Here is a 26,908-nt window from a genome sequence, read left to right as displayed (position 1 = left end):
GAATGAATGGCGGACAAATAGGTAACGTAGATCTAGTTAAACAACTAAACAGTGCAGCGGTTTATCGCCTTATCGACCAGCAAGGTCCTATTTCAAGGATCCAAGTCGCTGATGTGAGCCAACTTGCACCGGCTAGTGTTACAAAAATAACCCGCCAATTGTTAGAGCGCGGCCTGATTAAAGAGGTCGCCCAACAAGCTTCAACTGGTGGTCGAAGAGCGATTTCTCTGACTACCGAAGTGCAACCATTCCACTCTGTCGCGGTTCGTTTGGGCCGCGACTACCTTCAAATCAGCCTATACGATCTAGGCGGTCGTGAACTTGTCTCCACTCATCACGAGCTTTACTACACCAACCAAAATGAGTTGTCTGATGGGCTTATTAGCCACCTTAAACAGTTCATATCCAGCCACCAATCGACCATAAACCAACTGGTGGCAATCGGTATTGCCCTGCCTGGCCTAGTTAATCCAGAGACCGGTGTGGTTGAATACATGCCGAATACGGATATCGATAACCTAGCATTGAGCGATCTCATTAAAGATACGTTCCACGTAGAATGTTTCGTTGGTAATGACGTTCGCGGGATGGCGTTAGCAGAGCACTACTTCGGCGCTACTCAAGACTGCCAAGATTCCATCTTAGTCAGTGTCCACCGTGGTACTGGTTCAGGTATCATAGTAAATGGGCAAGTGTTCCTCGGTTACAACCGAAACGTAGGCGAAATTGGACATATTCAGATCGACCCACTCGGCGAACAATGCCAGTGCGGTAATTTTGGTTGTCTAGAAACCGTTGCAGCTAACCCAGCGATCATTGAGCGTGTTAAAAAACTCATCGCGCAAGGGTATGAATCTTCGCTATCGAGCCTTGAAAGCATCTCGATTCAAGATGTTTGTCAACATGCCAATAATGGTGATGAACTGGCGAAACAAAGCTTAGTTCGAGTCGGAAACCAACTTGGCAAAGCTATCGCCATCACCATCAACTTATTTAATCCTCAAAAAGTTGTTATCGCTGGTGACATTACGGAATGTGAAGATATTGTCTTCCCTGCTATCCATAGAAACGTTGAAAACCAGTCTCTAACTACTTTCCACAAAGATCTGCCAATTGTCGTTTCCCAAATCGATCACCAGCCAACTATGGGTGCCTTTGCAATGATAAAACGCGCTATGCTGAATGGCGTTTTGTTACAAAAATTGCTCGAAGACTGAGCAGCTTAGTTACAATTTGATGTACAATTCCGGGCTGTGTATTACACAGCCTTTTTGTTAGCTTGGATTCAGTTTTACGTTATGGATATCATTTTAATTTCCGCAGCCTTTGTGGCTGGCCTCATCGCCTTGAAATGCAACTTGCCACCTTTAGTCGGTTTTCTTTTAGCAGGGTTTGGTTTAAGTGCTTACGGCTATCAATCCAGTGAAGCCATCATCACACTCGCTGATTTGGGTGTAACTCTGCTTCTCTTTACGATTGGACTTAAACTCGATATCAAGACGCTTCTCTCCAGAGAGATTTGGGCCGGCGCCACCATACACAATTTAGTCTCCACCTTATTTTTTGTCGCCGCGCTACTGTTTTTCAAGCTTTTAGGCGTGTCTAGCCTTGGTGCAATGGCCATTGAACAAATCGTTCTACTGGCATTTGCCTTGTCATTTTCAAGTACCGTATTTGCCGTTAAAGCATTACAAGAAAAAGGTGAAATGAATGCGACGTACGGTACACTCGCAATTGGTATCTTGGTTATGCAAGATATCTTCGCCGTGCTGTTCTTAACCGCTTCTACCGGAAAGGTTCCCGAATGGTATGCCATCGCCCTATTTGCTTTACCTTTACTGAGGCCTCTATTCTTCAAACTCCTCGATAAAGTAGGCCATGGTGAAATGTTAGTTTTGCTGGGCGTATTTTTTGCCTTAGTGGTTGGTGCTGGCCTGTTCGAGTTTGTGGGTATGAAGCCAGACTTAGGCGCGCTGATCCTTGGGATGATGCTAGCTGGGCATAAAAAAGCTTCAGAACTTTCAAAATCATTATTCAACCTTAAAGAGCTATTCTTAGTCTGTTTCTTCTTAAACATAGGTTTATCAGAACAACCGACTCTATCCGGCCTTGCGCTCGCTATTCTGTTTTTAACTCTGCTTCCAATCAAAGGTGTGCTTTACTTCTTAGTACTTAATCACTTCAAATTTCGTGTACGCACTTCGCTCCTCGCATCTTTAACACTGTTTAACTTCAGTGAATTTGGACTGATTGTCGGTGGATTAGCCTTCAAAATGGGCTGGATGTCAGGCGATATACTAGTCGCACTTGCCATCGCCGTTTCTATCTCTTTTGTTATCGCAGCGCCTATCAACCGTAAAGGCCACCAGCTATACCAACGTTCAAGTCGATGGCTCAAAGAACATGCCGCCGAGAAGTTGCATACCAAAGACCAGTTAATCAACCCAGGTCATGCCCAAATTTTGATCTTAGGTATGGGCCGGATTGGTAGTGGTGCCTATGATGAACTTCGCACTCGATACGGAAAAATCAGTTTAGGTGTAGAGGTTCGAGAAGACGCTGCTCACCAACATCGTTCTGAAGGACGGAATGTCATTGCAGGCGATGCAACCGACCCAGACTTTTGGGAACGTATATTAGATACAGCTAATGTTAAACTAGTTCTTTTAGCGATGCCTCACCACCAAGGAAACCAGATAGCGTTAGAACAATTGAGAAGGCGTAATTTCCAAGGGCAAATTGCAGCGATTGCCGAATACCCCGATCAATTGGAAGGTTTGCTAGAAAATGGTGTCGATGCCGCATTCAACATATACAGTGAAGCCGGTAGTGGTTTTGCTAGACACGTGTGCGAGCAGCTTAACCCCAGCTTTACCAAACCTAACTAGATAAAAATCAACGGGTAAACCAGAATTGGTTTACCCGTTTTGCTAAATGCCATCATCACTTCCCCGTCAAATCTGTCAATCTGAACCACTAAACTGGTTATTATCACGACACAATTTAGATTTCATATACCAAACAATACTTTTAATTAGATAAAATTCACCACCAAGCTTTTAATGCCATTTTTTTTCTCCTTTGCTGTTGCTTTTCTTAACCAAACTGGCAAATTGAAGGCAACAGGTTAAAGAATTTTTAAAAGGAAGTTTTATGTGTTCAGTATTTGGCATCTTAGATATAAAAAGTGATGCATCTGCACTGCGACCAATCGCACTAGAAATGTCAAAAAAGCTACGTCACCGTGGTCCGGACTGGTCTGGAATCTACTCATCTGAGAAAGCAATTCTCGCACACGAACGCTTAGCTATCGTTGGCCTAAACAGTGGCGCACAACCACTTTATAGCCAAGATAAAAAGCACATCCTTGCCGTAAATGGCGAAATCTATAACCACAAAGAAATTCGTGCTCGTTACGAAGGTAAATATGAGTTCCAAACAGACTCTGACTGTGAAGTCATCCTAGCCTTGTATCAAGAAATGGGTGCAGATCTACTGGAAGAACTAAACGGAATCTTTGCGTTTGTTCTTTACGATGAAGAAAAAGATCAGTACCTAGTTGGGCGCGATCATATTGGTATTATTCCTCTTTACCAAGGCTACGATGAGCACGGTAACTACTACGTTGCTTCTGAGATGAAAGCACTCGTTCCAGTATGTAAAACGGTTAGCGAGTTCCCTCCAGGCTGTTACTACGGTTCTGAAGACAGTGAACCGCAACGATACTACAAACGTGATTGGAACGAATACGCTGCAGTTCAAGGCAACAGCACAAGTAAAGAAGATCTTACTGAAGCTCTCGAAGCTGCAGTAAAACGTCAGCTAATGACAGACGTACCATACGGTGTATTACTATCCGGTGGCCTAGACTCATCTATCACTTCAGCCGTTGCTAAACGATTCGCGGCGATGCGTATCGAAGATGATGAACAATCCGAAGCCTGGTGGCCACAGCTACACTCATTCGCAGTTGGCCTTGAAGGTGCACCAGATTTAAAAGCCGCTCGTGAAGTGGCTGATCAAATCGGTACTGTTCACCATGAAATGACTTACACCATTCAAGAAGGCCTTGATGCCATTCGCGATGTTATCTACCACATCGAAACCTACGATGTCACTACGATTCGCGCATCGACTCCTATGTTCCTAATGGGTCGTAAGATCAAAGCTATGGGCATTAAGATGGTGCTTTCAGGTGAAGGTGCAGATGAAATCTTTGGTGGCTACCTGTACTTCCATAAAGCGCCAAACGCGAAAGAGTTCCACGAAGAAACCGTTCGTAAACTACTCGCTCTAAACATGTTTGACTGTGCGCGAGCGAATAAATCACTTGCGGCATGGGGTGTCGAAGGTCGTGTACCATTTTTGGATAAAGAATTCATCGACGTTGCTATGCGCCTAAACCCAGAAGATAAAATGTGTGGTAATGGCAAAATGGAGAAACACATCCTACGTGAGTGTTTCGAGCATTATCTGCCTGAGTCAATCGCTTGGCGCCAGAAAGAACAGTTCTCTGATGGCGTTGGCTACAGCTGGATTGATACGTTAAAAGAAGTTGCTGAATCGAAGATTACTGATCAGCAAATGGAGACTGCGGCTTACCGCTTCCCATACAACACGCCAACAACCAAAGAAGGCTATGTATATCGCGAAATCTTCGAGGAGCTATTCCCGCTAGAGTCAGCGGCACAGTGTGTGCCTGGTGGGCCATCTGTCGCTTGTTCATCTGCAAAAGCCATTGAGTGGGATGAGTCATTTAAGAACATGGCTGACCCTTCTGGCCGCGCGGTACAGAGCGTTCACAACGACTCTTACTAAAAATAGCTAAGAAAAAAAAGGCACCTTTCGGTGCCTTTTTAATTTAAGTCTAAATCACTGTTTTTTATACTCATTGGGACGACCTGACTGATCATCTTAACCAACATAATAGAACGAGCTTCACCATCAGCTTCTTGGTAAATAGCTTCTATACCAGCGAACTGACCGCCTTTAACCCGCACCGTCTGCCCCTTTTCAGGTAATGCTTCGGTATTCGGTTCAACCGCTTCTCTTTCAATTTGCTTAAGCCCATATACCAGATCCCCCTGAAGCTCTTGTGGCTGAGGGCCCTGACGCACAAAATCAACAACACCTCGCGTTGAGCGAACAGTGGTAAAAGTTGGGCCAATTTCAAAATCAAACCGGACGAATACATAGCAAGGGAACAAAGGCTCTGTCTTAGTTTGCCTTTTCCCTCGCACGATTTTCTCTACCTCTATTTCAGGGTAGTAGCACTCTACTCCTTGATTTTCTAGGTGTAACTTGGCGCGAAGTTGCTCTCCACGCTTACAATATAAGAGGTACCAACGCTTCATCGTTAAGCCATTTTATCCTTTTGCTTAATCCTAACACCATCATGCTACGCAATGCAGTCATTCCCTTACCGTCGAGCAGTTTATTGCCAATTCAACCACTAATCACATTCAAAACTGAAAAATAAGTTTGTAACACGAATTTTTTGCCTCTATTTGAGATAGAAACGCCTATTTATTAATAACTTACAACACAGCATTGATGCAGCCTATCAATTCCCCTCATTGCAGATTAGTCCACCACATTGTATACGTAACACCACATTAAATTCTCTAATAACTAAAATAAGCAATATTTATGACAAACCAACATCAAATATTAGGTCACCCACGGGGGCTGTTTTTACTGTTTGGCACTGAACTTTGGGAGCGATTCTCATACTATGCAATGCGTGCCATTTTGGTTCTATACCTTACTGATGCCACAATGCATGGCGGACTCGGTTGGTCCACCAAAGATGCTCTCGACCTCTACGGGATTTACACAGGCTTAGTATATATCACCCCATTGATTGGGGGATACCTAGCTGATAACTACCTTGGCCAGCGCCGTTCGATTTTGATTGGTGGTGCGCTAATGGCCATTGGCCAATTCACTCTTGCTCTACCAGCAGATGCTCTAGGACTAGGATCTCTTCATACCTTTTATCTTGGTTTGGCGCTACTGATTGCCGGTAATGGTTTATTCAAACCTAACATTTCGACTATGGTGGGTGATTTGTACCAAGAAGGTGATAATCGACGCGATGGTGCGTTTACTATCTTCTATATGGGCATAAACTTGGGGGCTCTTCTTGCCGGCGTAGTTTCTGGCTCAGTTACAAATTCATTCGGATGGAAAGCTGGTTTCATTGCTGCTGGTACAGGTATGTTGATCAGCTTAGTGATGCAAATGACATTCGCTCAATCATGGTTAGGCGATATCGGTAAAGTTCCTGCTGCTAAACGCGAACTTGCGATAAAAAAAGCAGCCAAGAAAGAGCCGTTGACCAAAGAAGAAGTAGACCGCATCAAAGTCATTCTCGTTATGAGCTTGTTCACTATTGTATTCTGGGCAGGTTTTGAGCAAGCCGGTGGATTGATGAATATCTACACTCAACAATATACGGATCGAATGATCGGAGGCTTTGAAGTTCCTGCGGCTTGGTTCCAATCACTCAACCCATTCTTCATTATTACTCTTGCGCCGGTATTAGCTGTTCTATGGGTTAAACTGGGCAAGCGCGAGCCAAACTCTCCCGTTAAATTTGCGCTAGCAATGTTCTTCCTCGCTTTAGGTTTCTTGTGCATGGTGGGTGCAGTAATGGAGCAAGGTGGTGACACTAGCGTAAAAACTTCAATGCTGTGGTTAGTCGGCGCTTTCTTCTTCCACACTCTGGGTGAGCTATGCTTATCGCCAATTGGTTTATCACTGGTAACCAAATTAGCGCCACTTCGTTTGGCATCACTTATGATGGGGGCATGGTTTGGTTGTAATGCTATCGCTAACTATGTTGCTGGGTATGTAGGCTCGCACGTTGGCGAGCTAGGAGCACTTGCTATATTCAGTGGTATTGCAGTAACAGCGCTGATAAGCGGTGTGATCCTGCTGTTATTCTCAAATACCCTTGTCCGTTGGATGCATGGTGCCGAATCAACAATTAGCTCTGCACAGGAAGTTGAGGAGCAACAAACTCAAATCGCTTAATGTCTTAACCAAGTACGTTAACAACGAGAATTAAAAAGGGCACTCTAGGTGCCCTTTTTGGCTATTTTCAGCCTTCGATAAGTGAAACCATCATCGCTATGTGATCGTCAGAGTCATTCAAACACGGGATATAATTGAACGACTCTCCTCCCGCTTCAATAAAGGTTTCTTTACATTGATCAGAGATCTCTTCTAGCGTTTCCAAGCAGTCGGATGAAAATGCTGGAGTCATAATATCAAGCTTCTTAACACCGGCAGAAGGCAAGGTTTCTAGCGTTTTGTCAGTATACGGTTGAAGCCATTCTTCTCGGCCAAAACGAGACTGATAAGTCATCCCAATCTGGTGCTCTTCCAAGCCTAGCTCTTTTGCGAGCAGCTCTGTCGTAACTTGGCAGTGCCTCGGATAAATATCACCGTTGTCAGCAAAACGTTTAGGAATACCATGGTAGGAACACAATAAATAATCCCCCTTGCCATTATTCTCCCATGAATGCCTTACCGTCGCTGCCAATGCCTTAATATACAAAGGGTGGTTATGGTAATCACGAACGACACGATGGCCTGGTACTACTGATACTTGCTTAAACACTTTTGCCAACCCATCAACCACTGCTGCCGTCGTCGTTCCAGAGTATTGCGGGTATAAAGGAAGCACTATAATGTCTTCTACACCTTTAGCGAGCAATGCATCAACGCCACTTCGTAAACTTGGTGAGCCATACGTCATCCCCAACTCTACTGGGATCGTCAGTGTTGCTTCGAGTTTCTTTGCTTGTCGTTTTGAATAAACCAGCAGTGGTGAGCCCTCATCCATCCAGACACTCTGATAGAGCTTGGCGACTTTAGGAGCACGAATCGGCAAAATAGCACCATGTAAAAGTGGGCACCAAAGAAAACGATTCATATCAACTACGCGCTTATCGTGTAGGAATTCACCCAAAAATCGTTTCACAGCAGCCGGTGTAGCTGCATCAGGCGTGCCCAGATTTACTAACAACACACCCTGTTTTTTATTGTTATTCATAGTTCTCTATTGCTTTAGTAAAGCCGTTGATACGTAAAAAAGGCATTCTCAGATCACTCTGCGAATTGCGGTAATCAGCAATCAATATTGAGAAGATTGAGCATAAAAAAACGACCTCAAAGAGGTCGCTTTAATATATCAAAATAATAAATTCGCTATGAAGCAAATTATGCTAGTGCTTTCTCAATATCTGCACTAACTTCAGCAACTTGCTTAGTACCATCAAACTTAAGGTACTTAGTGTTACCTGCTTCTGCTTCTTTACCGTAGTAAGAGATTAGCGGTGCAGTTTGATCATGGTACACACCTAGACGAGCGCGTACAGTTTCTTCTTTGTCGTCGTCACGAACAACTAGGTCTTCACCTGTCACGTCATCCTTACCTTCAACTTTAGGTGGGTTGTACACAACGTGGTATGTACGACCAGATGCTAGGTGAGCACGACGGCCAGCCATACGCTCAACAATTACATCGTCAGCTACGTCAAACTCGATAACGTAGTCAACGTTAACGCCCATTTCTTTTAGGCCATCAGCTTGAGGGATTGTGCGCGGGAAACCATCAAGTAGGAAACCTTTTTCGCAGTCATCTTGAGCAATACGCTCTTTGATTAGACCAAGAATGATTTCATCAGAAACTAGCTGACCAGCGTCGATTACTGCTTTAGCTTGCTTACCAAGCTCAGTACCGGCTTTGATAGCAGCACGCAGCATATCACCAGTAGAGATTTGCGGAACACCGTATTTTTCCATGATGAAATTAGCTTGTGTGCCTTTACCTGCACCTGGAGCACCTAGAAGAATGATGCGCATGTTTAATCCTCTTTAGACAATAATGATTTATACCGAAGCTCACAGTAAGCACTTACTAATAACAGTTTGCGACGATAAGTTTCGGTATAAGGTTTTTAATTTATGGATTCGATAACTGCGGGCAAAAATACACGCGTTACCTGTTGTATTCAAGATCAACAGTATTCAAGTGCGGCATTCTACCATACATTTCACGGTATGGGCTTGCCTTACGACTAAAGAATGCTATCGGTTGTTGCAAATCACCACATAGACCTGAATGTTGCCTTCATTTCAGCGATGTTTGCGACATTTAAACCCAAAAGCTCGCAAAAATGCGAGCTTTTGGGGTCCGTTGGCAATTACACCTTAGTCAAAAGCGTGTTAATAGCGCCTAAGAACTGTGACGGATCTTCCATCGCTCCACGTTCCGCTAACATCGCTTGGCCAAGCAATACTTCAACCCAGCGACCAAACGCTTGTTCGTCGGCTTCATCAGCCATACGTTTAACAAGCTCATGCTCAGGGTTAATCTCAAAGATGTATTTCACTTGAGGTACTTCTTGGCCCGCCGCTTCTAGCAACTTAGCCATCTGAGTACCCATTTCGAAATCATCCGTTACCACCACTGCCGGTGTTGAAGCCAGTTTAAAGGTAGTACGTACTTCTTTAACACGGTCGCCCAAGTACTCTTTTGTGCGTTCTACAACCGATTTGAACTCTTCTTCTGTTTCTTTCTGTTTCTCTTTTTCAGCTTCGTCTTCGAATTTACTCAGATCTAGGCCCGCTTTGGTGATCGACTGGAATTGCTTACCATCAAACTCAGTTAAGTAGTTCATCAACCACTCATCGATGCGATCAAACATCAGAACAACTTCAATACCTTTTGCTTTGAACTGCTCAAGGTGAGGGCTGTTTTTCGCCGCTGCGTAACTATCAGCAGTTAGGTAGTAAATAGTATCTTGGCCTTCTTTCATACGTTCAACATAGGAAGCCAAAGACACAGTTTGCTCTGAAGAGTCCACTTCTGTAGAAGCGAAACGTAGTAGACCAGCGACCTTTTCTTTGTTCGCCATATCTTCTGCTGGGCCTTCTTTCATTACAAGGCCAAACTCTTTCCAAAAGCTTTGGTATTTCTCTTCGTCTTTCTTAGCCAATTTCTCAAGCATTGACAGAACACGCTTAGTACACGCACCACGTAGTGATTGAGTTACTTTGTTGTCTTGCAGAATTTCACGTGAGACGTTTAAAGGAAGATCATTTGAATCAATTAAGCCGCGAACGAAACGTAAGTATGACGGCATGAACTGCTCGGCGTCATCCATGATGAATACACGTTGCACATACAATTTAAGACCTGACTTATGATCACGATTCATCATATCCCAAGGTGCTTTAGCTGGAATGTACAGCAAGCTCGTGTAGTCATTCTTACCTTCTACACGGTTGTGGCTCCAAAGTAGAGGATCGGCAAAGTCGTGAGACACGTGCTTATAAAACTCTTGGTATTCTTCGTCGCTAACATCAGACTTGTTACGAGTCCATAGCGCTTGAGCTTTGTTGATCTGTTCCCATGTAGTCTCGTCTGTATCTTTACCTTCTTCATCTTTTACTTTGGTTAAGATAGATACAGGAATTCCAATATGATCTGAGTATTTGCCGATCACTTCACTTAAGCGCCACTCATTCAAGAACTCTTTACCGTCTTCACGCATATGCAAAACGATATCGGTACCACGAGTTTCCTTAGAAATGCTCTCGATGGTGTACTCACCCTCACCTTCAGAGTGCCATTGAACCGCTTCATCAGCGCTCAAGCCTGCAGCGCGAGTACGAACTGTTACTGCATCAGCCACAATAAACGCAGAATAGAAACCAACACCAAACTGACCGATCAGTTGCGAGTCTTTAGATTGCTCTTCAGATAACTTTGAGAAAAACTCAGCAGTACCTGATTTCGCAATGGTACCTAGGTGTTCAATGACATCATCACGGCTCATACCAATACCGTTATCTGAGACCGTTAGAGTATTTGTCGATTCGTCAAACGACAGTTTTACGCCAAGATCAGCATCGCCCTGGTATAAATCTGGATTAGAAAGTGCTTGAAATCGCAACTTGTCAGAGGCATCAGATGAGTTTGAAATCAACTCACGTAGGAAAATCTCTTTATTCGAGTACAAAGAGTGAATCATCAAGTGAAGTAACTGTTTTACTTCAGATTGAAAGCCGCGAGTTTCTTTATTTGTTGTTGCTGTTTCGCTCATGTTAGCTCCATAACAATCAATAATGATGGCGTCGGTTCAAAAATTGCCCAAACGCGATTACTTAAGATTTGCTAGTTAACATGAGGATGACAAATGTAAATTCAAGGTCAAAAATCATAAAAACACTGTTTTTTTGATCAATTTTGTTTATGCTATGCGCAAAATTTATCAAAGAAGCTAAAACCATTCGATTGAGATTTACCGTGATCAATCTCAAACTATGGGGTTAGCAGCCTGCAACGTGATATATAAAGAAGAAATCAATGAGCAACATAGGCACTAAATTTATTCTTGCAAGTCGGTTCACTTTTGATCCCAACAGTAACTCGCTGGTTGATCAAGAGAATGACTCAGAAATAGTTCGTTTAGGAAGTAATGAAAGCAGAATTCTCCTGTTGCTTTCAGAACGTCCGAATGAAGTCGTAACGCGTAATGATCTTCATGAGTTTGTTTGGCGTGATCAAGGCTTTGAGGTTGATGATTCAAGCTTGACTCAAGCCATCTCGACTTTGCGCAAAATGCTGAAAGACTCCACTAAATCTCCTCAGTTTGTCAAAACTGTGCCTAAACGTGGCTACCAGTTAATCTGTTCAGTTGAGCAATCTTCACCACTTTCAGGTGGCGAAAATGCGCCACAGCCAGTTGAAGAGCCTATCGCAACTACGACAGCTACTGTTGTAGAAGAAGCAACTGAGGCAGTAGAAGCACCTAAAGTGCAAGCTCCAACTCAAGCAGCGCCCGTTGCGAAAGCAAAAATGAGCATGCCTACTCGTATTCTGCTAGCGCTTGCTGTATTGCTACCTTTGTGTGTTGTACTGTTTACGAACCCAGCTGAATCCAAGTTCAGAGAAGTGGCGGTTTACCATAACGTACCGGTTATGACCCCAACCAACCACCCTGAAATCAAGTCTTGGTTGCCTTCAATTGAGCAATGTATTCTTCGTTACAAAGAAACGCATACTAACGAGCTCGCTCCAGTTGAAGTCATTGCAACTGGTGGTCAAAACAACCAACTGATCCTCAACTATATACACGGCATAGACTACTCGGGTGAGAACGTGACAGTAAGAATGGTTGCTGAACAAGAAGACCTTGGCAAAGTGTGTAAATAGGAAACGTAGAAATGACTCAAAAAATTGCATCTATTATTTTGCTACTTTCTGCGATTTTTAGCGGATGGTTATACTGGGGCAGCGACCTTAAAGTAGAGCAAGTCCTGACTTCTAACGAATGGCAATCACGTATGGTAACAGTACTAACTGAAGCCGCTCAAGAAGAGTCAGTTGGCCCTTTACGCAAAGCAGACGTGAATTCGAATGTAAAATACCTGCCAAACGGTACTTACATTCGAGTCTCTACCGTTCGTTTGTTTGCAGAAAACACCGACAATGAAGTTTTAATTAATATCTCAGAGTCGGGAGAATGGGATATCAGCGACAACTACTTGCTCGTGTCACCAAAAGAATTTAAAGATGTCTCTTCAGCACAATCTAAAGACTTTACTGAAGAGCAGCTTAACTTGATTACACAGTTGTTTAAAATGGATGCACAGCAAAGCCGTCGCATCGATGTGATCAACGAAAAAGCGCTTCTACTTACCAGCTTAAGTCATGGTTCAACGGTGCTATTCACAAACTAGTCTTTGTGAAGTTTAATGACATACCAATAGGGAGCTTAATGCTCCCTTTTGTTTATAGGAATATTGCTCAGCATGGAATGGCTACAATCACTCACATTATTTTTCGGCTCACTCATTGCAAATATATTAGCAGCGATGTCAGGCGGTGGAGCTGGCCTACTTCAATTCCCACTACTGATTTTTCTTGGTCTGCCCTTTTCTATTGCCCTAGGCACGCACAAAGTGGCCAGTGTCGCACTTGGTGTTGGTGCAGCTTACACCCATATCAAGCAACGTACCCTCCACTACCCTAGCGCATTAGCCATCATAGTTATTGGCTGTATTGGCGTAATTGTCGGTGCGAATATAGTACTGGCCATTCCTGAATTTATTGCAGAAAAGCTACTTGGCACCATGATATTAGCTCTTGGGATATACTCTCGTTTTAAAAAGCAGCTCGGGCAAACTGAATCTCCGATCAATAGAACCTTATCTGGATGGGTTGTCGGCGCTATTGTGCTGGTTGTAATAGGAATAATTAATGGTTCGTTAACCGCAGGTTCTGGGCTATTGGTCACGCTCTTCCTAGTACGTTGGTTTGGGTATAGCTACAAGCAAGCAGTCGCTTACACTATGGTTTGTGTTGGTATTTTCTGGAATGGCATGGGTGGGATTGCAGTCGCGCAAGCAGGCGCCCCCATCTACTGGCCATGGGTTCCAATTCTGCTTGTTAGCTCATTTTTAGGTGGTTCACTTGGTGCAGCCATCGCCACCAAACAAAGCAATAAAACGATTAAAATCTGCTTTGAAGTGCTCACTTTTGCCGTCGGTATCAAGCTACTGGTCTAAAACAAGGAAAGTCATACCATGATAAAAGCCAAAATTGAAATACACTATTGTCGACAATGTAATTGGATGCTCCGCTCAACATGGTTAACCCAAGAGCTCTTACACACCTTTAGTGAAGAAATTGACTCTGTCTCTCTACATCCAGATACCGGTGGGCGCTTTGAAATTGTGTGTAACGGGATCCAAGTGTGGGAACGGAAAAAGGATGGCGGATTTCCAGAAGCAAAAGTTCTAAAACAAAGAGTCCGGAATATTATTGCCCCAGATCTAGACCTAGGGCATGTCGACACTAAATAATTAGGGTCTGTTGATCTTTCGCGGTTAAATTTTGTTCGGATGGGGACGCCTAGTCATTCTAAGCAAATAGTCTTCAACAAAGTATAAAACGATTTTAGTCCGGGGCGCGTAGCCGAACCCTTGGGCAGCCTTTGTGGTTCATTTCTACTGCGTTATCAGCTTCTCATGTAGGCTAGCTACACATCAAAGCCTCTGCCTGCTCTTGTTTGTAAAGAAATAGAAATTTCCCACAAAGTGCTGCAAAAATCAGCTCGAAAGGTCAACAGACCCTAGTTGCTCAATTTTAAAAATCAGTTTCTGCGATGATATCACCTTCAAAGCTTACTACCTGAAACTGACCATTATCATAAAGACCATAACTAGCCGGGAACTCTTGCCGAGGAAACGTCACTGAACCAGGGTTAAACACTACAATATCATCAACCCACTCAGCACATGGAATGTGTGTATGTCCATGTGCAATGGCATCTCCAGATTTGAGATTTGGACGTTTATCTTGGTTGTATAAATGCCCGTGAGTAAGAAAGATCCGTTTGTGCTCTTCGAGCAGTATCCATGAGTAATCAGTCATCATTGGAAATTCGAGTAACATTTGATCCACTTCGCTGTCACAGTTTCCGCGTACCGAGATGATGGAGTCGGCATATTGATTAAGACGTTCGGCCACTTTAGGTGGGTTATACCCTTCAGGAACAGGGTTTCGTGGCCCGTGATTGAGCGTATCACCTAATAATACTAACGTTTGTGCACCCGATTGTTCGAACTTCTCAAGCACACGTTCAGTTGCAACTAAACAACCATGTAGGTCAGAGGCAAAAAAGAGTTTCACGCCACTATCTCCTCAAATTAATTGAGGGCATTCTACGGCGTTCATTCCTATTCGTCATCCCTTGCCATGCCATTCACGACAATATTGTTGTAACTGACCATACCAAGGACTTCGCCTTGCCGAATCACAGGCGCTCTACTAATACCAAAACGTTCAAACAAACGAGCACAGTACTTGACGTTCATGTCTGGGTCTACCGACAACGCTGGTTTAGTCATAATCTCATAAATATTGGTTCGTTTCGGGGAGCGGTTTTTCGCCAACACCTTTTTCGCGATGTCATTCATCAATACAATGCCGAATTCATCATCATCGTGACGTTTCTTTACAATAAGCGCTTTCACGCTATGCTTTCTCGCCAACTCGATGCCTTCATGTACCGTAGTTAAACCATCCACAATGACATATGTATTGGCCATTACATCTTGTACTTTGACTGTATCTCGATTGTTCATAACTCATCCTCAACCACTTTAGTCAATGTCTCAACTTGGTGGGCAACACCAACCGCATCTTCAACATCAATCTGAACCGCAATCCCCTGCCCTGATTCCTGATCAAACTCCCCTACTTCACTAATAGTTTCCAATATGTGCCGTGCTAGATGCTCTTCTACAACAAACAACAGAACGTCTTTTTGCACCTCTAGCGTGAGCCCAAAAAAGGTTCGCTTTTTGTTTAGGCCCTGACCTCTTGCGTGATTAATGACTGTTGCCCCAGTCGCTCCAGCACTTCGCGCAGCATCAAGAACGATGTCAGTTTTAGCTTCTTCGACAAAGGCTAAAATCAATTTAAAGCGCACTGTTGCTCTCCTTAGAATTGGCACCTCGGTTCAGCCACTGCGTGATTTGGGCATACGCCATCACCGAGATGATTGGAAATAAACTGGCAAAAGCAATTAAGCCAAAACCGTCGATCATTGGATTTCGCCCAGGAACAGTAGAAGCTAACCCCAAGCCCAATGCAGCAACCAATGGCACCGTCACCGTTGAGGTTGTCACTCCCCCCGAATCATAAGCCAGCGGCACAATGAGTTTGGGTGCGTAGAAAGTTTGTATCACTACAACAACATACCCAGCGATGATGTAATAGTGAATAGGATCGCCGACTACGATACGGTAGCAGCCCAATGAAATACCGACCGCCACACCAATCGCAACAGCAACCCGTAACCCGTTAACGCTAATGCTACCTCCTGATACTTCACTTGCTTTCATTGCGACTGCAATAAGAGAAGGCTCTGCGATTGTGGTACTAAAGCCAATACAAAAAGCAAACAAGTAAACCCAGTAGTAATCCACCCAGCTCAAGGCACCTTGTAACGTGACTTTGAAATTCGCTAAGAAATGGGGAGCGGTAAGCTGCTTTGCCATAGTCTCGCCTAACGGAAACAAAGCGAGCTCTAAACCTATTAGAAACAGGGACAACCCCAAGATGACATAGACAAAGCCCAACAGAACACTAGAAAGGTTGTTAATTGGGCGGCGTAAAATTGCGAATTGGAAACCGAAAAGAGTCGATGCAATAGGTATCACATCCATAATGGTATCAAACAGGGTGTTAGTGAATGTGGTCAACGCAATCATGCCAGCACCATCCCATAGATCATTACAAACATCATCGGTAATAGCGACGCGAAAGCAATAAGGCCAAAGCCATCGATCATCGGATTTCTTCCCTTAATTGACGATGCAAGCCCAACACCTAACGCAGTAACCAAAGGAACAGTGATAGTAGACGTCGTAACACCACCAGAATCATAGGCGATACCGATTATGTTATCTGGTGCAAACCCTGTGAGAATAACGACACCAATATAACCACCAATAATCATGTAGTGAATTGGCCAGCCTTTTAGGATTCGAAGCACGCCCACCATGATTGCAATACCGACCGATAGCGCAACGGTGTATCTCAAACCATTAGCATACTCTTCTTTACCAAGTTCACTGCTTTCGATCATCCCACCTTCAGCCGCCACATCCGCGGCTTCATCAGCAACCGCGGTTAAAGCAGGCTCAGCAACCGTTGTGCCAAATCCTAAACAAAAAGCAAAAATAAGTAGCCAAACTACACTACCTTTGCGAGCAAAAGCTTGTGCCATTGCTTCCCCAATAGGAAATAGCCCCATCTCCAATCCAAAGATGAAAAAAGTTAAGCCTAGTACCACCAGCAATAGACCAAATGCAATGGATACAATGTTGGGAAGGGGTTCTTGCAGCACTACAAGTTGGAAAAACGCAATAACCGCTACGATCGGGAGTAGATCCCTCGCACTACTCAACATCGCCCTTAACAGCGCTCGCAGCGTATCCATACTTGCCCCTCTTGATTGCCTATTTTTATCATGGCAAATAGAAAGGCGTGCCGATGTGATAACCGTTACGGCTCAAGAATAAAATCAAAACAATGCTTTAAAGTGTGAACACTTCTAGCCAATCTGTTTCCAACTAATAAATTTGCCACATACTGAGATTATACTGTTACCAGCAAAACTGAGCTAAGTTGCTATAATTACGACAAAAGGAGGGGTAAATGAAGATACTGTTAACAGGAGGTTCAGGGCTTATCGGTCGGGAACTGCTTAAACATCTTACAACATACCAAGTTGTCGTACTCAGTAGAAATATTTCAAATGCCAAACGCAAGCTCGCCCATGTGGACCTTGGCAATATATCCTACCTATCCAGTTTAGATGAATTGCATGACTTCAATGACTTCGACGCAGTGATCAATTTAGCAGGAGAGCCGATCGCTGATAAACGGTGGAACGCCACCCAAAAAAAACAAATCTGCAATAGCCGCTGGAATCTTACTGAAAAGCTGGTAGAGCTCATTCACGCAAGTACTGAGCCGCCTTCCGTGTTTATTAGCGGTTCAGCCGTAGGCTATTACGGCGATCAACAAGCTCATCCCTTTGACGAAAGCCTACACTCTAGTAGCACAGGATTTGCCCATGAGGTATGCGATCAATGGGAGACTATTGCTAAACGAGCTCGCTCCGAAAATACTCGGGTTTGTCTATTACGTACCGGCGTTGTGCTATCACTAGAGGGTGGAGCGCTGGTGAAAATGCTACCTCCCTATAAGTTTGGCCTAGGTGGGCCGATTGGGAGTGGAAAACAATACATCCCTTGGATTCACATACTAGATGCAGTCAAAGCCATCACCTTCTTGCTTAATACCTCACACGCCAATGGAGAGTTCAACCTGAGCGCTCCCCATCCTGTGACAAATAAAGAATTTAGCCAAACACTCGCGAAATCCCTTCGCCGACCTCACTTCGGAATTGTGCCTAAATGGGGTATCAAACTTATCATGGGTGAAAGCTCATCACTGCTATTAGACAGCGTTAGAGCAAAACCGAAAAAACTGACCGAGTTAGGTTTTCGATTTAGCTACTCTAGAATCGAGCCAGCTTTAAGAAACCTACTTCAACATCAAGAATAGAACTCCTACTTATATGAACAAATGGATTTTAATCACCGGTTGCTCTACCGGGATTGGCTATACCGCCGCACATGCACTTAAAAATAGAGGCTATAAGGTCATTGCCTCTTGCCGTCAACAAAAAGACGTTGATAGATTGATTGAACAAGGTTTTACTAGTTTGGTTCTCGACTTAGCAGATCAGGGCTCCATCGATAGAGCTGTCAACGAAGTGATTGAAATCACTCAGGGAAACTTATACGCACTATTCAACAACGGTGCTTACGGACAACCCGGTGCGCTAGAAGACTTACCCACAGAAGGACTACGCGAGCAATTTGAAGCTAACTTTTTTGGTTGGCATCATTTAACTACCCAGCTGATTCCTTTAATGCGCAGTAATAATCAGGGTCGGATTATACAAAATAGTTCGGTGTTAGGATTTGCAGCAATGAAATACCGCGGCGCTTACAATGCCTCTAAATTTGCACTGGAGGGTTGGACCGATACTGTGCGCTTAGAGCTTATCGGCAGTGGTGTCCATATCGCTTTAATAGAACCAGGGCCGATAGAAACCGCGTTTCGAGCCAACGCGCTAACTGCTTTTAAAAAATGGGTATCAATTGAGGGAAGTGTTCACCAGCATCACTATCAACAGCAAATGGACCGACTTAGTGATACTCAATCCAAAAATGCTTTCGTGTTGCCACCAGAGTCCTGTATTCCACCACTGATTCATGCGTTGGAAAGCAACAAGCCTAAGCTCCGCTACCGAGTAACAACGCCGACCAAAGTTTTCGCAATACTCAAAAGGCTATTACCAGGCGCTTGGTTAGATAAAATTTTGCGAAAGGCTGCATAAAAAAATATTTGCCACTGTAATTATTTCGTAATAATGAGAAGGCAGTATAAGTCTCGTAGCGTGGCTAAACCGCTCCATGAAGTGGGCACAGTGTCATTGTTAAGAGCACCTAGCACTAAAACAAATGGCTGAAACCCCATGCTGCTCACCTGTATATCAGCGTTACATTCGGTGGACACAAATGACATTAAACCAACTAAACTGGTTAAGTGTGGGTGTTGCGCTAACTTTGTTTATCATGTTGTAAACACCTTTGCTTGCCTTCCTCACACTCGAGGAAATAATCAACGTCGCTCACGCGGCGTTTTTTATTTTTGCCCTTGATAAATCCACTACTTAACCTTATTTCTTAGGTAACACATAATTCAACTCAAGGTATACCAATGCAATCACCATTTATTGTGGAACTAAATGAGCAGAACTTTCGTCAAGTATTAGAAGGCTCAATGCAGACTCCCGTCTTAATCCACTTTTGGGCATCGGTGAGTCAAGAAAGCGCCGATATCATTCCTCAGCTTCAAGGCTTAGCCCAGCAATACAATGGTGCATTCACATTAGCACTACTAAACTGCGAACAAGAACAAGCCATCGCTGCGCAGTTCGGGGTTCAAGCTTTACCAACTATCGCTTTATTTATTAATGGTCAGGCAGTAGATGGGTTGGGCGGCCCACAAACCATCGAAGCGATTCAAACTATGTTGACCAAACACCTGCCAAGCCAAGACGAATTATCACTGAACAAAGCGTTAGAATTTATGCAGCAAGGCCTGCACTCTCAAGCGCTAGGTCTATTGAATGACTTGAATGAAGAACTAAAATCTAAAGGTGAGGTGAAACTGGCGATCGCAGATTGTTTGCTCGAAACGCAACAGTTTGATCAAGCAGAATCACAACTTCAAACCATCCCTCTGGAATACCAAGATAATTATTACAAAGGATTGGTCGCGAAATTAGAGCTTCATAAGCAAGCTGCCGACAGCCCAGAAATTCAAGCATTAGAAACAGCGCTAAAGGCTTCGCCACAGGACGTAAAGTTGGCCGCCGATTTAGCGTTGCAATACCATCAGGTAAACCGCGATGACGAAGCGCTAGAATTATTATGGGGATATCTAAAAACAGATCTTAATGCATTAGACGGTGACCTGAAGAAAGCCTTTATGGATATTCTGAGTGCACTTGGCCAAGGCAATGCTATCGCCGCGAAGTACCGTAGACAGCTATATTCCCTACTCTATTAATTACACGTAAATTCAGAAGTTTAAGGTCGGTTTAACCGGCCTTTCTTATTGTAAAAAACCAACTAACATCTCATTTCTGAACCCACACTCCCCTGTATCATAGTCATATTCAACTCGATTCATCTTCCTCCCAGCCTGTTGAGCGGAAGGCAAACATTTCAATACGATAAGGAACATCACCATGGCTATCGAATCACTAGTCACCATTGGCGTATTTACATTCGTTGCACTCGCAGTGATATTTGCCGCAGTAAAAACAGTTCCTCAAGGCAATAACTGGACAGTCGAGCGCTTCGGTCGCTATACGCATACCCTAAAACCGGGCTTAAATATCATCATTCCTTTCATTGACCGTATTGGACAGCGAATCAACATGATGGAACGTGTACTCGACATTCCAGCACAAGAAGTTATTTCTAAAGATAACGCTAATGTAGTCATCGACGCGGTTTGCTTTGTTCAAGTGGTTGATGCGGCTAGAGCAGCATACGAAGTCAACGACTTAGAACACGCTATTCGTAACTTAACCCTTACCAATATTCGTACCGTACTAGGCTCTATGGAGCTTGACGAGATGCTCAGCCAGCGCGATATGATCAACACGAAATTACTGGCCATCGTCGATGAAGCGACCAACCCGTGGGGTGTCAAAGTAACACGTATCGAAATTAAAGATGTTCAACCACCATCAGATTTAACGGCTGCTATGAATGCGCAAATGAAAGCAGAACGAAATAAGCGAGCCGATATTTTAGAAGCTGAAGGTGTTCGCCAAGCCGAGATACTGAAAGCCGAAGGTCACAAACAGTCTGAGATTCTAAAAGCCGAAGGCGAAAAGCAAGCGGCTATACTTCAAGCCGAAGCTCGAGAACGCGCAGCAGAAGCTGAAGCAAAGGCAACAGAAATGGTTTCAACCGCAATCGCTCAGGGCGACATGCAAGCTGTAAATTACTTTATTGCTCAAGGCTATACCGATGCACTGAAGAGTATTGGTCAAGCAGAAAACGGAAAAATTATTATGCTACCATTAGAAGCATCAGGGTTAATGGGTTCTGTAGCGGGTATCGCAGAGATGTTTAAGCATAAAGAACCAAATGGTAAGTAGGTACGCACTTGTTTGAATTACTCGAATCTCTCAATCATTGGCACTGGCTTGCTCTTGGGTTAGTGTTACTCGGTGCCGAATTATTGGGAACCGCTGGATATTTTCTTTGGATAGGCCTTTCTGCCCTGCTAGTAGGGGCACTTCTCAGTATCATCCCAATGAGCTGGCAACTTCAATGGATCTCATTTGCGGTATTTTCGTTAGTCGCAACTTGGTTATGGTGGCGAAGACAATTTAAATCAGATCGTCACTCGGACAATAACCGAGATCTTAATGACAAGCATAAACAACTTATTGGTCAAACACTGATAGCCGATAAAGACCTAGAACCTGGTAAAAATAGAATGCAACTTGGTGACACAACCTGGACTGCCCAAGTTGATACTCCTATAAAAGCGGGCGATAAAGTGGTCATTACTGATGTTCAAGGGATCATTCTGACTGTATCCAAGCAGGAATAACTCAACTGACCAGTAACAAAACCAATATTTACAATCAGTTATAAATATACGCACTGAAAATAAAGCGAGCGAACTCCTCGCTCTTAACTCTATTTTGGTGCTGCGAATTTGGGATAGCTCAGGATTTTATCTTATCGCGTAATAACCCTTTAGAATTACTCACCTTAACAAAGTTACATTTTTTACGTAATTAATTGAAATTTTGTATTTTTTTTTGAAAGAGTTGTTTTTTTGTCCATACTTAACAGCAAACCTCGCGGTTGAGGTATGCTCGTCAAGGAGTCCGTTATGTTCAGAAAAATACTTATCCTCGCTACCTGTCTAAGCTTTAGTATTTTTAGCAGTAGCGCACTAGCTGATCCACAAGATGGAAACAGTGCAACAGGTCCTTTGGTTATGTGTGAGTTACCTGATGGCACAATGAAGTATTTGCCGATTGTCATCTGCCAGCATAGTAAGCAGTAATAAAAAAGGGAGCACTATGTGCTCCCTTGCAATTAGCGACCAGTTACTGGCTCAATAACCAAGTCAGAATTTGTTTGCGTTCATTATCACCCGCTTTACCAAACCAGTAGCTCATCATTTGTGCACTTTGGCTATCAGTCGAAAGTTTCGCAACATCGCCTTTACGATTTTGGAATGCCCAATCTGTGAACTGCTGCTTTTCTGCATCGGATGCTTCTTGGTACCAGTATTCAACCATCTCTTGTGGTTTACTTACAGCAGCGGGGGCAGGTTTTGCTTCTTTCACTACTGCTGGTGCAGCGACTGCGACTGGCGCGGCAACAGCTGCCGATGAACCTGTAGCCAAGTATCGCTCTGATTCATCTACTACAGCATTGAAGTAACCAGCAGGGATTTCAAAATCAGTAACTAAACCTTTCCCCGAAGAAGCCATTTGAAATTCGAACCCATCTTTTGCAGATGTTTTGATACTTTCAATATCAATAGGAAAGCTCACATACTGCGTTGTTGTACAATGCTCATTACAGCTATTCACTGTTGCTTGTAGCGATTTCAATGGGTAATTGTTTCCGTTATAGGAAACTGTCTTGTACTCATCGTAATTCTGGAAATAGCTGACTTCAAAAGCGATATATGATTCAGGCACTTTGACATCTGCTTTTGGGAAGTTGGCGTTTAGAATCAACTCCGACTTCATAATATTTGGTCCAGATACAGCCTTGAAATCTGGAGAATAATCCTTAGCAACTACTTCTACATAATTTTTGCGATCTTTAATCGTGTCCACCGCATCTATAAAGTCGCTCTTAGAGTCTAACGACGAACAAGCACTTAATGTGAAAGCAATTAATACAATACTAGTCTTCTGCATAAACTTCTGCCTTTTCAATCAACGGTGACTAAAACTGCCTACCCTTTGTTATTATTATAAAAAACGCTGACTACTAGCCAGCGTTTATATTTAACTCTGTGAATAAACACAGAAGATATTAATATGTTTTTAGTTAGAGGTCGGTTAGAAACCGTACTCCAGACCAAAACGAGTAACGATATCGGTATCAAGGCTGCCAGCGGTACGACCTGCTACACGAACGTATGGTACAAAACCGTTGATAACGCCCATAACCTGAGCAGAAATAGTGTTGCTGTCAGAATCAGTTACGGTCATACCGTTCAATTCTGCTTCGTCATTAGCTGCGTAGCCCACCTTAATGCCTAGAGGGCCGTTCCAGTATTGACCAATGATTGAGTAAGAACCTTGATCAACTTTCGCGCCATTAACACCCAGGTAACCATCAAGCTCTTCCATCTTGTATGCGGCTGCTAGACCAAAACCACCTGGAAGACCAACTTCTGCACCTAATAGGTAAGTCAAGTTGTCTTGATTCGTAACACCGCGGAAATCAGAACCAGTTTCAACACCACCCATTAACGTAACTTTTTCGAATGTGTACTTTGCGTTACCACTGAAGAAGTTTGAATCTTTAGTCGCTGCACCACCAGTTCCTGGCTCATTAGCATTAGTGTCGCGACCGACAGACGCTGCAAAAGAGAAACCACCGAAAGAAGGAGAGTCGTAACGAACCTGGTTAGATTGACGATCGTAGTGAGCGTTGATACCACCCCAGTCAAATACAGAACCTAGACCAGGGTTAGAAAATGGCCAGTCAATTAGTTCATAAGTTGGTGTTAGAACACGACCAATGCGTACATTACCCCAGTCACCAGAAGCACCGATATATGTATCACGGAAACCTAGCACACCACCTGCCACACCACCGTGAGCCCAGTCGATATTATCTACATAACCAGATTCAATTTGCATGGTGATCTTAAAGTTTTCAAACATATCTTTATGAGCACGGAAGCCGATACGAGATTCATTTTCTACTACGAAACCCATTTGGCCTGCACCACCAGTTGAGTTCTCACCTGCTTTGTTATCTGAAACGTTGTAGTTAACAACAGAGATTGCTGCAACACCGTAAACTTCAACCGTAAAGTCTGAGTTAACACCTACTTGCTTAGCCATTACGCCAGTTGATGCAAGTGCGATAGTCGCGCCTAGAAGTGTGCGTTTAAACATTTTGTCCATGAAAAAAACTCCTAAAAATGGATATAGCTGTCTTTTTATATTCCTCACCTTAAGTTGGCCGCCGAAGGGAGAAATCATTTCCTATGTTGAAAATCTAAATTAGTCATTAACTTCGATTTTCTTTTTCCTGCATACACGCCGTGTATCCATAGTTAGAAGACTAACTTCGCATCAAAAAACATCAATTAGAACTTAATTTTTAACTAAAAAAATATGACCCATTGCAAAGTTTTTCCAAGTTAGTGATCCACATCTTCATTTCAAACAAAAAAACAAGATCAAAAAAGGTAAATACATAAATTACAACAACTTAGGTTTGGTGTTAATTTATTAATTTTGAAGTGCGTCGCATCATTTTATGGAACTTTGCACTGTGGCCTCTAGGTATGAGCCGGATCACTTTAAATATCCATAGATTGTTTTCATGAAATTTGAGGGTAAATTTCAGGCAAGAAAAAAGCCTTAGTTCTATTAAAACTAAGGCTTGTATAGTCGACACTTATTTAAATAATCACATCAAATTAAGTAGGTCTTGCTCGCTTCTAACTTCAATTCCTAGCTCTTGAGCTTTGGTTAACTTAGAACCTGCAGCTTCTCCAGCAAACAAAATGTCAGTTTTTTTAGATACACTTCCAGTCACTTTCGCACCAAGTGCTTGCAGTGCAGCCTTCGCATCACTTCTTGTTAACTGAGACAAAGATCCCGTCAGAACCACCGTCTTACCAGCAAGCGGTAAAGGCTTAGATTCGTCAATCTCTTCGATTTCCGGCCATTGCACTCCATGCTCAATGAGCTCCGAAATCACAGACTGATTCTTGTCCTGAGCGAAGAATGCCACTATATGCTTCGCCACAACGTCACCAATATCTTGAACTTCAATCAACTGTTGATGATCAGCATTTTGAATAGCATCAAGTGTGAAAAAGTGCTGAGCTAAGTTCGCTGCCGTAGCTTCGCCAACCTCTCTGATACCTAAAGAATAAATAAAACGAGCTAAAGTGGTGCTTTTAGATTTATTTAATGCGTTAACTATGTTCTGCGCCGACTTTGGCCCCATTCTTTCCAACACAGTAATAACACCAGCCGACAGTTTGAAAAGGTCCGCTGGTGTTTCTACCATTTCTCGGTCAACAAGCTGTTCAATGACTTTATCACCTAAGCCGTCAACATCCAGAGCCTTACGTGATACGAAATGCTTTAAGGCCTCTTTACGTTGCGCTTGGCATATCAAACCACCGCTACAACGAGCGACTGCCTCGCTTTCTAATTTCTCAACCGTAGATTGGCAAATCGGACATTGAGTAGGAAATACAATATCTCTTGCCGACACAGGACGACGGTCTAGTACAACAGAGACAATTTGAGGAATAACGTCACCTGCGCGGCGAATAACGACGGTGTCACCAACCTTTACTCCTAAGCGCTGAATTTCGTCCGCATTGTGCAGTGTCGCGTTACTTACGGTTACGCCACCAACAAAAACAGGCTCAAGTTTAGCAACCGGTGTGATTGCCCCTGTTCGTCCAACTTGAAACTCGACATCATTTAAAACAGTAAGCTCTTCTTGTGCGGGAAATTTGTAGGCAATAGCCCAGCGTGGCGCTCTTGCAACAAAACCCAGTTGAAGCTGCAGTTCAATGTCATCGAGCTTAATTACTACCCCATCAATCTCGTAGGCCAATTGTTCACGGCGCTCCAAGATGTCTTTGTAGTACGCTTTCACATCTTCCATAGATTCAACCAGCTTAGTCTCAGGACACATTGGCAGCCCCCAGGACTTAAGCTGTAAAAAACGATGGTAGTGGCTGTTTGATAATGCTGCACCTTCGACCACACCAACGCTATAGGCATAAAAACTTAGCGGCCTTTTAGCGGTAATACGTGAATCTAGTTGGCGTAAACTGCCTGCTGCTGCGTTACGCGGGTTCACAAATACCTTTTCACCCTTTTTGGCAGCATCTTGATTCAACTTTTCAAAACCAGCCGTAGGCATGAAGACTTCACCACGCACTTCAAGTCGTTGAGGCCAACCTTCACCTTGAAGCTTTAGAGGGATAGCGCTTATGGTACGTACATTATCGGTAATATTCTCACCCGTAGTGCCATCACCACGAGTTGCTGCTTGAACCAAAACACCATTTTCATACAAAAGACTTACCGCTAAACCATCAAGTTTAGGTTCACAGCAGTATTTACCTGTTTTCAGCGGTGCGAGACGATCATTCATACGCTTATTAAACGCATCCAACTCGTCGTCATTAAATGCGTTATCCAGCGACAACATGGCAATTTCGTGCGTGACTTGCTCAAAGCCATCAAGAGGAGCACCACCAACCCTTTGGCTTGGTGAGTCTATAGTGACAAGCTCTGGATTTTGCTCTTCCAGTTCCAACAACTCTCGCATCAAACGATCGTATTCTGCATCTGGAATTTCAGGAGCATCTTCTACGTAATAACGGACCGCATGGTAATGCAGCGTCTCTTTTAACTGGTTCAATTTTTGATTGATTGATTGGGACATACTTAACTCTAACTGGTCA

The 26,908-nt window shown here is 43.5% G+C and carries 26 protein-coding genes; 14 read left to right on the top strand and 12 right to left on the bottom strand.

Going from position 1 to position 26,908, the window contains the following annotated elements:
* Positions 1–2 precede the first annotated feature (2 nt).
* The 3 genes from nagC (at position 3) to asnB (ending at position 4,818) form a co-directional block, all read left to right on the top strand.
* Positions 3–1,217, top strand: a complete 1,215-nt coding sequence (gene nagC / locus ACXABW_RS03965) for a DNA-binding transcriptional regulator NagC (RefSeq protein ID WP_457524115.1) — start codon at positions 3–5, stop codon at positions 1,215–1,217.
* An 81-nt stretch (positions 1,218–1,298) separates the two neighbouring features.
* Positions 1,299–2,888 (top strand): cation:proton antiporter domain-containing protein, encoded by a 1,590-nt coding sequence (locus ACXABW_RS03960; RefSeq protein WP_457524114.1) that lies wholly within the window; start codon positions 1,299–1,301, stop codon positions 2,886–2,888.
* Between the two features lie 265 nt (positions 2,889–3,153).
* Entirely contained in the window at positions 3,154–4,818 is a 1,665-nt protein-coding gene (gene asnB, locus ACXABW_RS03955) for an asparagine synthase B (RefSeq protein ID WP_457524112.1), read from the top strand.
* 38 nt (positions 4,819–4,856) lie between these two features.
* On the opposite strand, the gene rfaH is transcribed toward asnB, so the two are convergent.
* Positions 4,857–5,354: a transcription/translation regulatory transformer protein RfaH gene (rfaH, locus tag ACXABW_RS03950; RefSeq protein WP_252029841.1), complete on the bottom strand. Its 498-nt coding sequence runs from the start codon at positions 5,352–5,354 to the stop codon at positions 4,857–4,859.
* Between the two features lie 295 nt (positions 5,355–5,649).
* Here rfaH and ACXABW_RS03945 point away from each other — a divergent pair, with 295 nt between their 5' ends.
* Positions 5,650–7,038, top strand: a complete 1,389-nt coding sequence (locus ACXABW_RS03945; RefSeq protein WP_457524110.1) for a peptide MFS transporter — start codon at positions 5,650–5,652, stop codon at positions 7,036–7,038.
* Positions 7,039–7,105: 67 nt separating this feature from the next.
* On the opposite strand, the gene hemH is transcribed toward ACXABW_RS03945, so the two are convergent.
* The 3 genes from hemH to htpG form a co-directional block, all read right to left on the bottom strand.
* Positions 7,106–8,062: a ferrochelatase gene (gene hemH, locus ACXABW_RS03940; RefSeq protein WP_457524108.1), complete on the bottom strand. Its 957-nt coding sequence runs from the start codon at positions 8,060–8,062 to the stop codon at positions 7,106–7,108.
* Between the two features lie 167 nt (positions 8,063–8,229).
* Positions 8,230–8,874 (bottom strand): adenylate kinase, encoded by a 645-nt coding sequence (gene adk, locus ACXABW_RS03935; RefSeq protein WP_252029835.1) that lies wholly within the window; start codon positions 8,872–8,874, stop codon positions 8,230–8,232.
* A 341-nt stretch (positions 8,875–9,215) separates the two neighbouring features.
* Complete coding sequence (gene htpG / locus ACXABW_RS03930) at positions 9,216–11,120, bottom strand: molecular chaperone HtpG (protein ID WP_457524106.1); 1,905 nt, start codon at positions 11,118–11,120, stop codon at positions 9,216–9,218.
* Positions 11,121–11,383: 263 nt separating this feature from the next.
* On the opposite strand from htpG, the gene ACXABW_RS03925 reads away from it, so the two are divergent.
* The 4 genes from ACXABW_RS03925 (at position 11,384) to ACXABW_RS03910 (ending at position 13,884) form a co-directional block, all read left to right on the top strand.
* The gene (locus ACXABW_RS03925; protein WP_457524104.1) at positions 11,384–12,232 is read left to right on the top strand and encodes a winged helix-turn-helix domain-containing protein; all 849 of its coding nucleotides are present in this window, start codon (positions 11,384–11,386) and stop codon (positions 12,230–12,232) included.
* An 11-nt stretch (positions 12,233–12,243) separates the two neighbouring features.
* A complete protein-coding gene (locus ACXABW_RS03920; RefSeq protein ID WP_252029829.1) occupies positions 12,244–12,759 on the top strand; it encodes a regulatory protein ToxS in 516 nt (171 codons plus the stop codon).
* 72 nt (positions 12,760–12,831) lie between these two features.
* On the top strand, positions 12,832–13,587 hold the full coding sequence (locus tag ACXABW_RS03915; RefSeq protein WP_457524102.1) for a sulfite exporter TauE/SafE family protein: 756 nt from the start codon (positions 12,832–12,834) through the stop codon (positions 13,585–13,587).
* Between the two features lie 18 nt (positions 13,588–13,605).
* On the top strand, positions 13,606–13,884 hold the full coding sequence (locus tag ACXABW_RS03910; RefSeq protein WP_457524100.1) for a SelT/SelW/SelH family protein: 279 nt from the start codon (positions 13,606–13,608) through the stop codon (positions 13,882–13,884).
* Between the two features lie 283 nt (positions 13,885–14,167).
* Here the strand turns inward: ACXABW_RS03910 and yfcE are convergent, their stop codons facing one another.
* The 5 genes from yfcE to ACXABW_RS03885 are packed head-to-tail and all read right to left on the bottom strand — an operon-like array spanning position 14,168 to position 17,030.
* Positions 14,168–14,713 (bottom strand): phosphodiesterase, encoded by a 546-nt coding sequence (gene yfcE, locus ACXABW_RS03905; RefSeq protein WP_457524099.1) that lies wholly within the window; start codon positions 14,711–14,713, stop codon positions 14,168–14,170.
* 47 nt (positions 14,714–14,760) lie between these two features.
* The gene (locus ACXABW_RS03900) at positions 14,761–15,168 is read right to left on the bottom strand and encodes a CBS domain-containing protein (protein WP_252029821.1); all 408 of its coding nucleotides are present in this window, start codon (positions 15,166–15,168) and stop codon (positions 14,761–14,763) included.
* Entirely contained in the window at positions 15,165–15,515 is a 351-nt protein-coding gene (locus ACXABW_RS03895) for a P-II family nitrogen regulator (protein ID WP_252029819.1), read from the bottom strand. Before ACXABW_RS03895 ends, ACXABW_RS03900 begins: the two co-directional genes overlap by 4 nt.
* Complete coding sequence (locus tag ACXABW_RS03890; protein ID WP_457524096.1) at positions 15,505–16,299, bottom strand: DUF1538 domain-containing protein; 795 nt, start codon at positions 16,297–16,299, stop codon at positions 15,505–15,507. Before ACXABW_RS03890 ends, ACXABW_RS03895 begins: the two co-directional genes overlap by 11 nt.
* Positions 16,296–17,030, bottom strand: a complete 735-nt coding sequence (locus ACXABW_RS03885) for a DUF1538 domain-containing protein (protein WP_265686406.1) — start codon at positions 17,028–17,030, stop codon at positions 16,296–16,298. Before ACXABW_RS03885 ends, ACXABW_RS03890 begins: the two co-directional genes overlap by 4 nt.
* Before the next feature lie 218 nt (positions 17,031–17,248).
* On the opposite strand from ACXABW_RS03885, the gene ACXABW_RS03880 reads away from it, so the two are divergent.
* The 6 genes from ACXABW_RS03880 to ACXABW_RS03855 all read left to right on the top strand — a co-directional run bounded on the left by ACXABW_RS03880 (position 17,249) and on the right by ACXABW_RS03855 (position 22,273).
* The gene (locus tag ACXABW_RS03880; protein WP_457524095.1) at positions 17,249–18,163 is read left to right on the top strand and encodes a TIGR01777 family oxidoreductase; all 915 of its coding nucleotides are present in this window, start codon (positions 17,249–17,251) and stop codon (positions 18,161–18,163) included.
* Between the two features lie 13 nt (positions 18,164–18,176).
* On the top strand, positions 18,177–19,004 hold the full coding sequence (locus tag ACXABW_RS03875) for an SDR family oxidoreductase (protein ID WP_252029811.1): 828 nt from the start codon (positions 18,177–18,179) through the stop codon (positions 19,002–19,004).
* A gap of 383 nt (positions 19,005–19,387) precedes the next feature.
* Complete coding sequence (locus ACXABW_RS03870) at positions 19,388–20,242, top strand: co-chaperone YbbN (RefSeq protein ID WP_457524093.1); 855 nt, start codon at positions 19,388–19,390, stop codon at positions 20,240–20,242.
* A 181-nt stretch (positions 20,243–20,423) separates the two neighbouring features.
* On the top strand, positions 20,424–21,347 hold the full coding sequence (locus ACXABW_RS03865; protein WP_265686401.1) for an SPFH domain-containing protein: 924 nt from the start codon (positions 20,424–20,426) through the stop codon (positions 21,345–21,347).
* 8 nt (positions 21,348–21,355) lie between these two features.
* Positions 21,356–21,808 carry an NfeD family protein gene (locus ACXABW_RS03860; protein WP_457524091.1) on the top strand — a complete coding sequence of 151 codons (453 nt, stop codon included), beginning with the start codon at positions 21,356–21,358 and terminating at the stop codon, positions 21,806–21,808.
* Between the two features lie 288 nt (positions 21,809–22,096).
* Positions 22,097–22,273, top strand: coding sequence for a hypothetical protein (locus ACXABW_RS03855; RefSeq protein ID WP_252029802.1), 177 nt, complete (start codon positions 22,097–22,099; stop codon positions 22,271–22,273).
* A 43-nt stretch (positions 22,274–22,316) separates the two neighbouring features.
* Here ACXABW_RS03855 and ACXABW_RS03850 read toward each other — a convergent pair whose 3' ends face one another.
* The 3 genes from ACXABW_RS03850 to ligA all read right to left on the bottom strand — a co-directional run bounded on the left by ACXABW_RS03850 (position 22,317) and on the right by ligA (position 26,889).
* Complete coding sequence (locus ACXABW_RS03850) at positions 22,317–23,144, bottom strand: DUF2057 family protein (RefSeq protein ID WP_457524089.1); 828 nt, start codon at positions 23,142–23,144, stop codon at positions 22,317–22,319.
* A gap of 144 nt (positions 23,145–23,288) precedes the next feature.
* Positions 23,289–24,368: a porin gene (locus tag ACXABW_RS03845; protein ID WP_457524087.1), complete on the bottom strand. Its 1,080-nt coding sequence runs from the start codon at positions 24,366–24,368 to the stop codon at positions 23,289–23,291.
* A 511-nt stretch (positions 24,369–24,879) separates the two neighbouring features.
* A complete protein-coding gene (ligA, locus tag ACXABW_RS03840) occupies positions 24,880–26,889 on the bottom strand; it encodes an NAD-dependent DNA ligase LigA (RefSeq protein ID WP_457524085.1) in 2,010 nt (669 codons plus the stop codon).
* Between the last annotated feature and the right edge of the window lie 19 nt (positions 26,890–26,908).

It is taken from the genome of Vibrio paucivorans (assembly GCF_054053395.1).
Note: the sequence above shows the minus strand (reverse complement) of the source record. Positions and strands in the feature narration are given on the sequence as shown.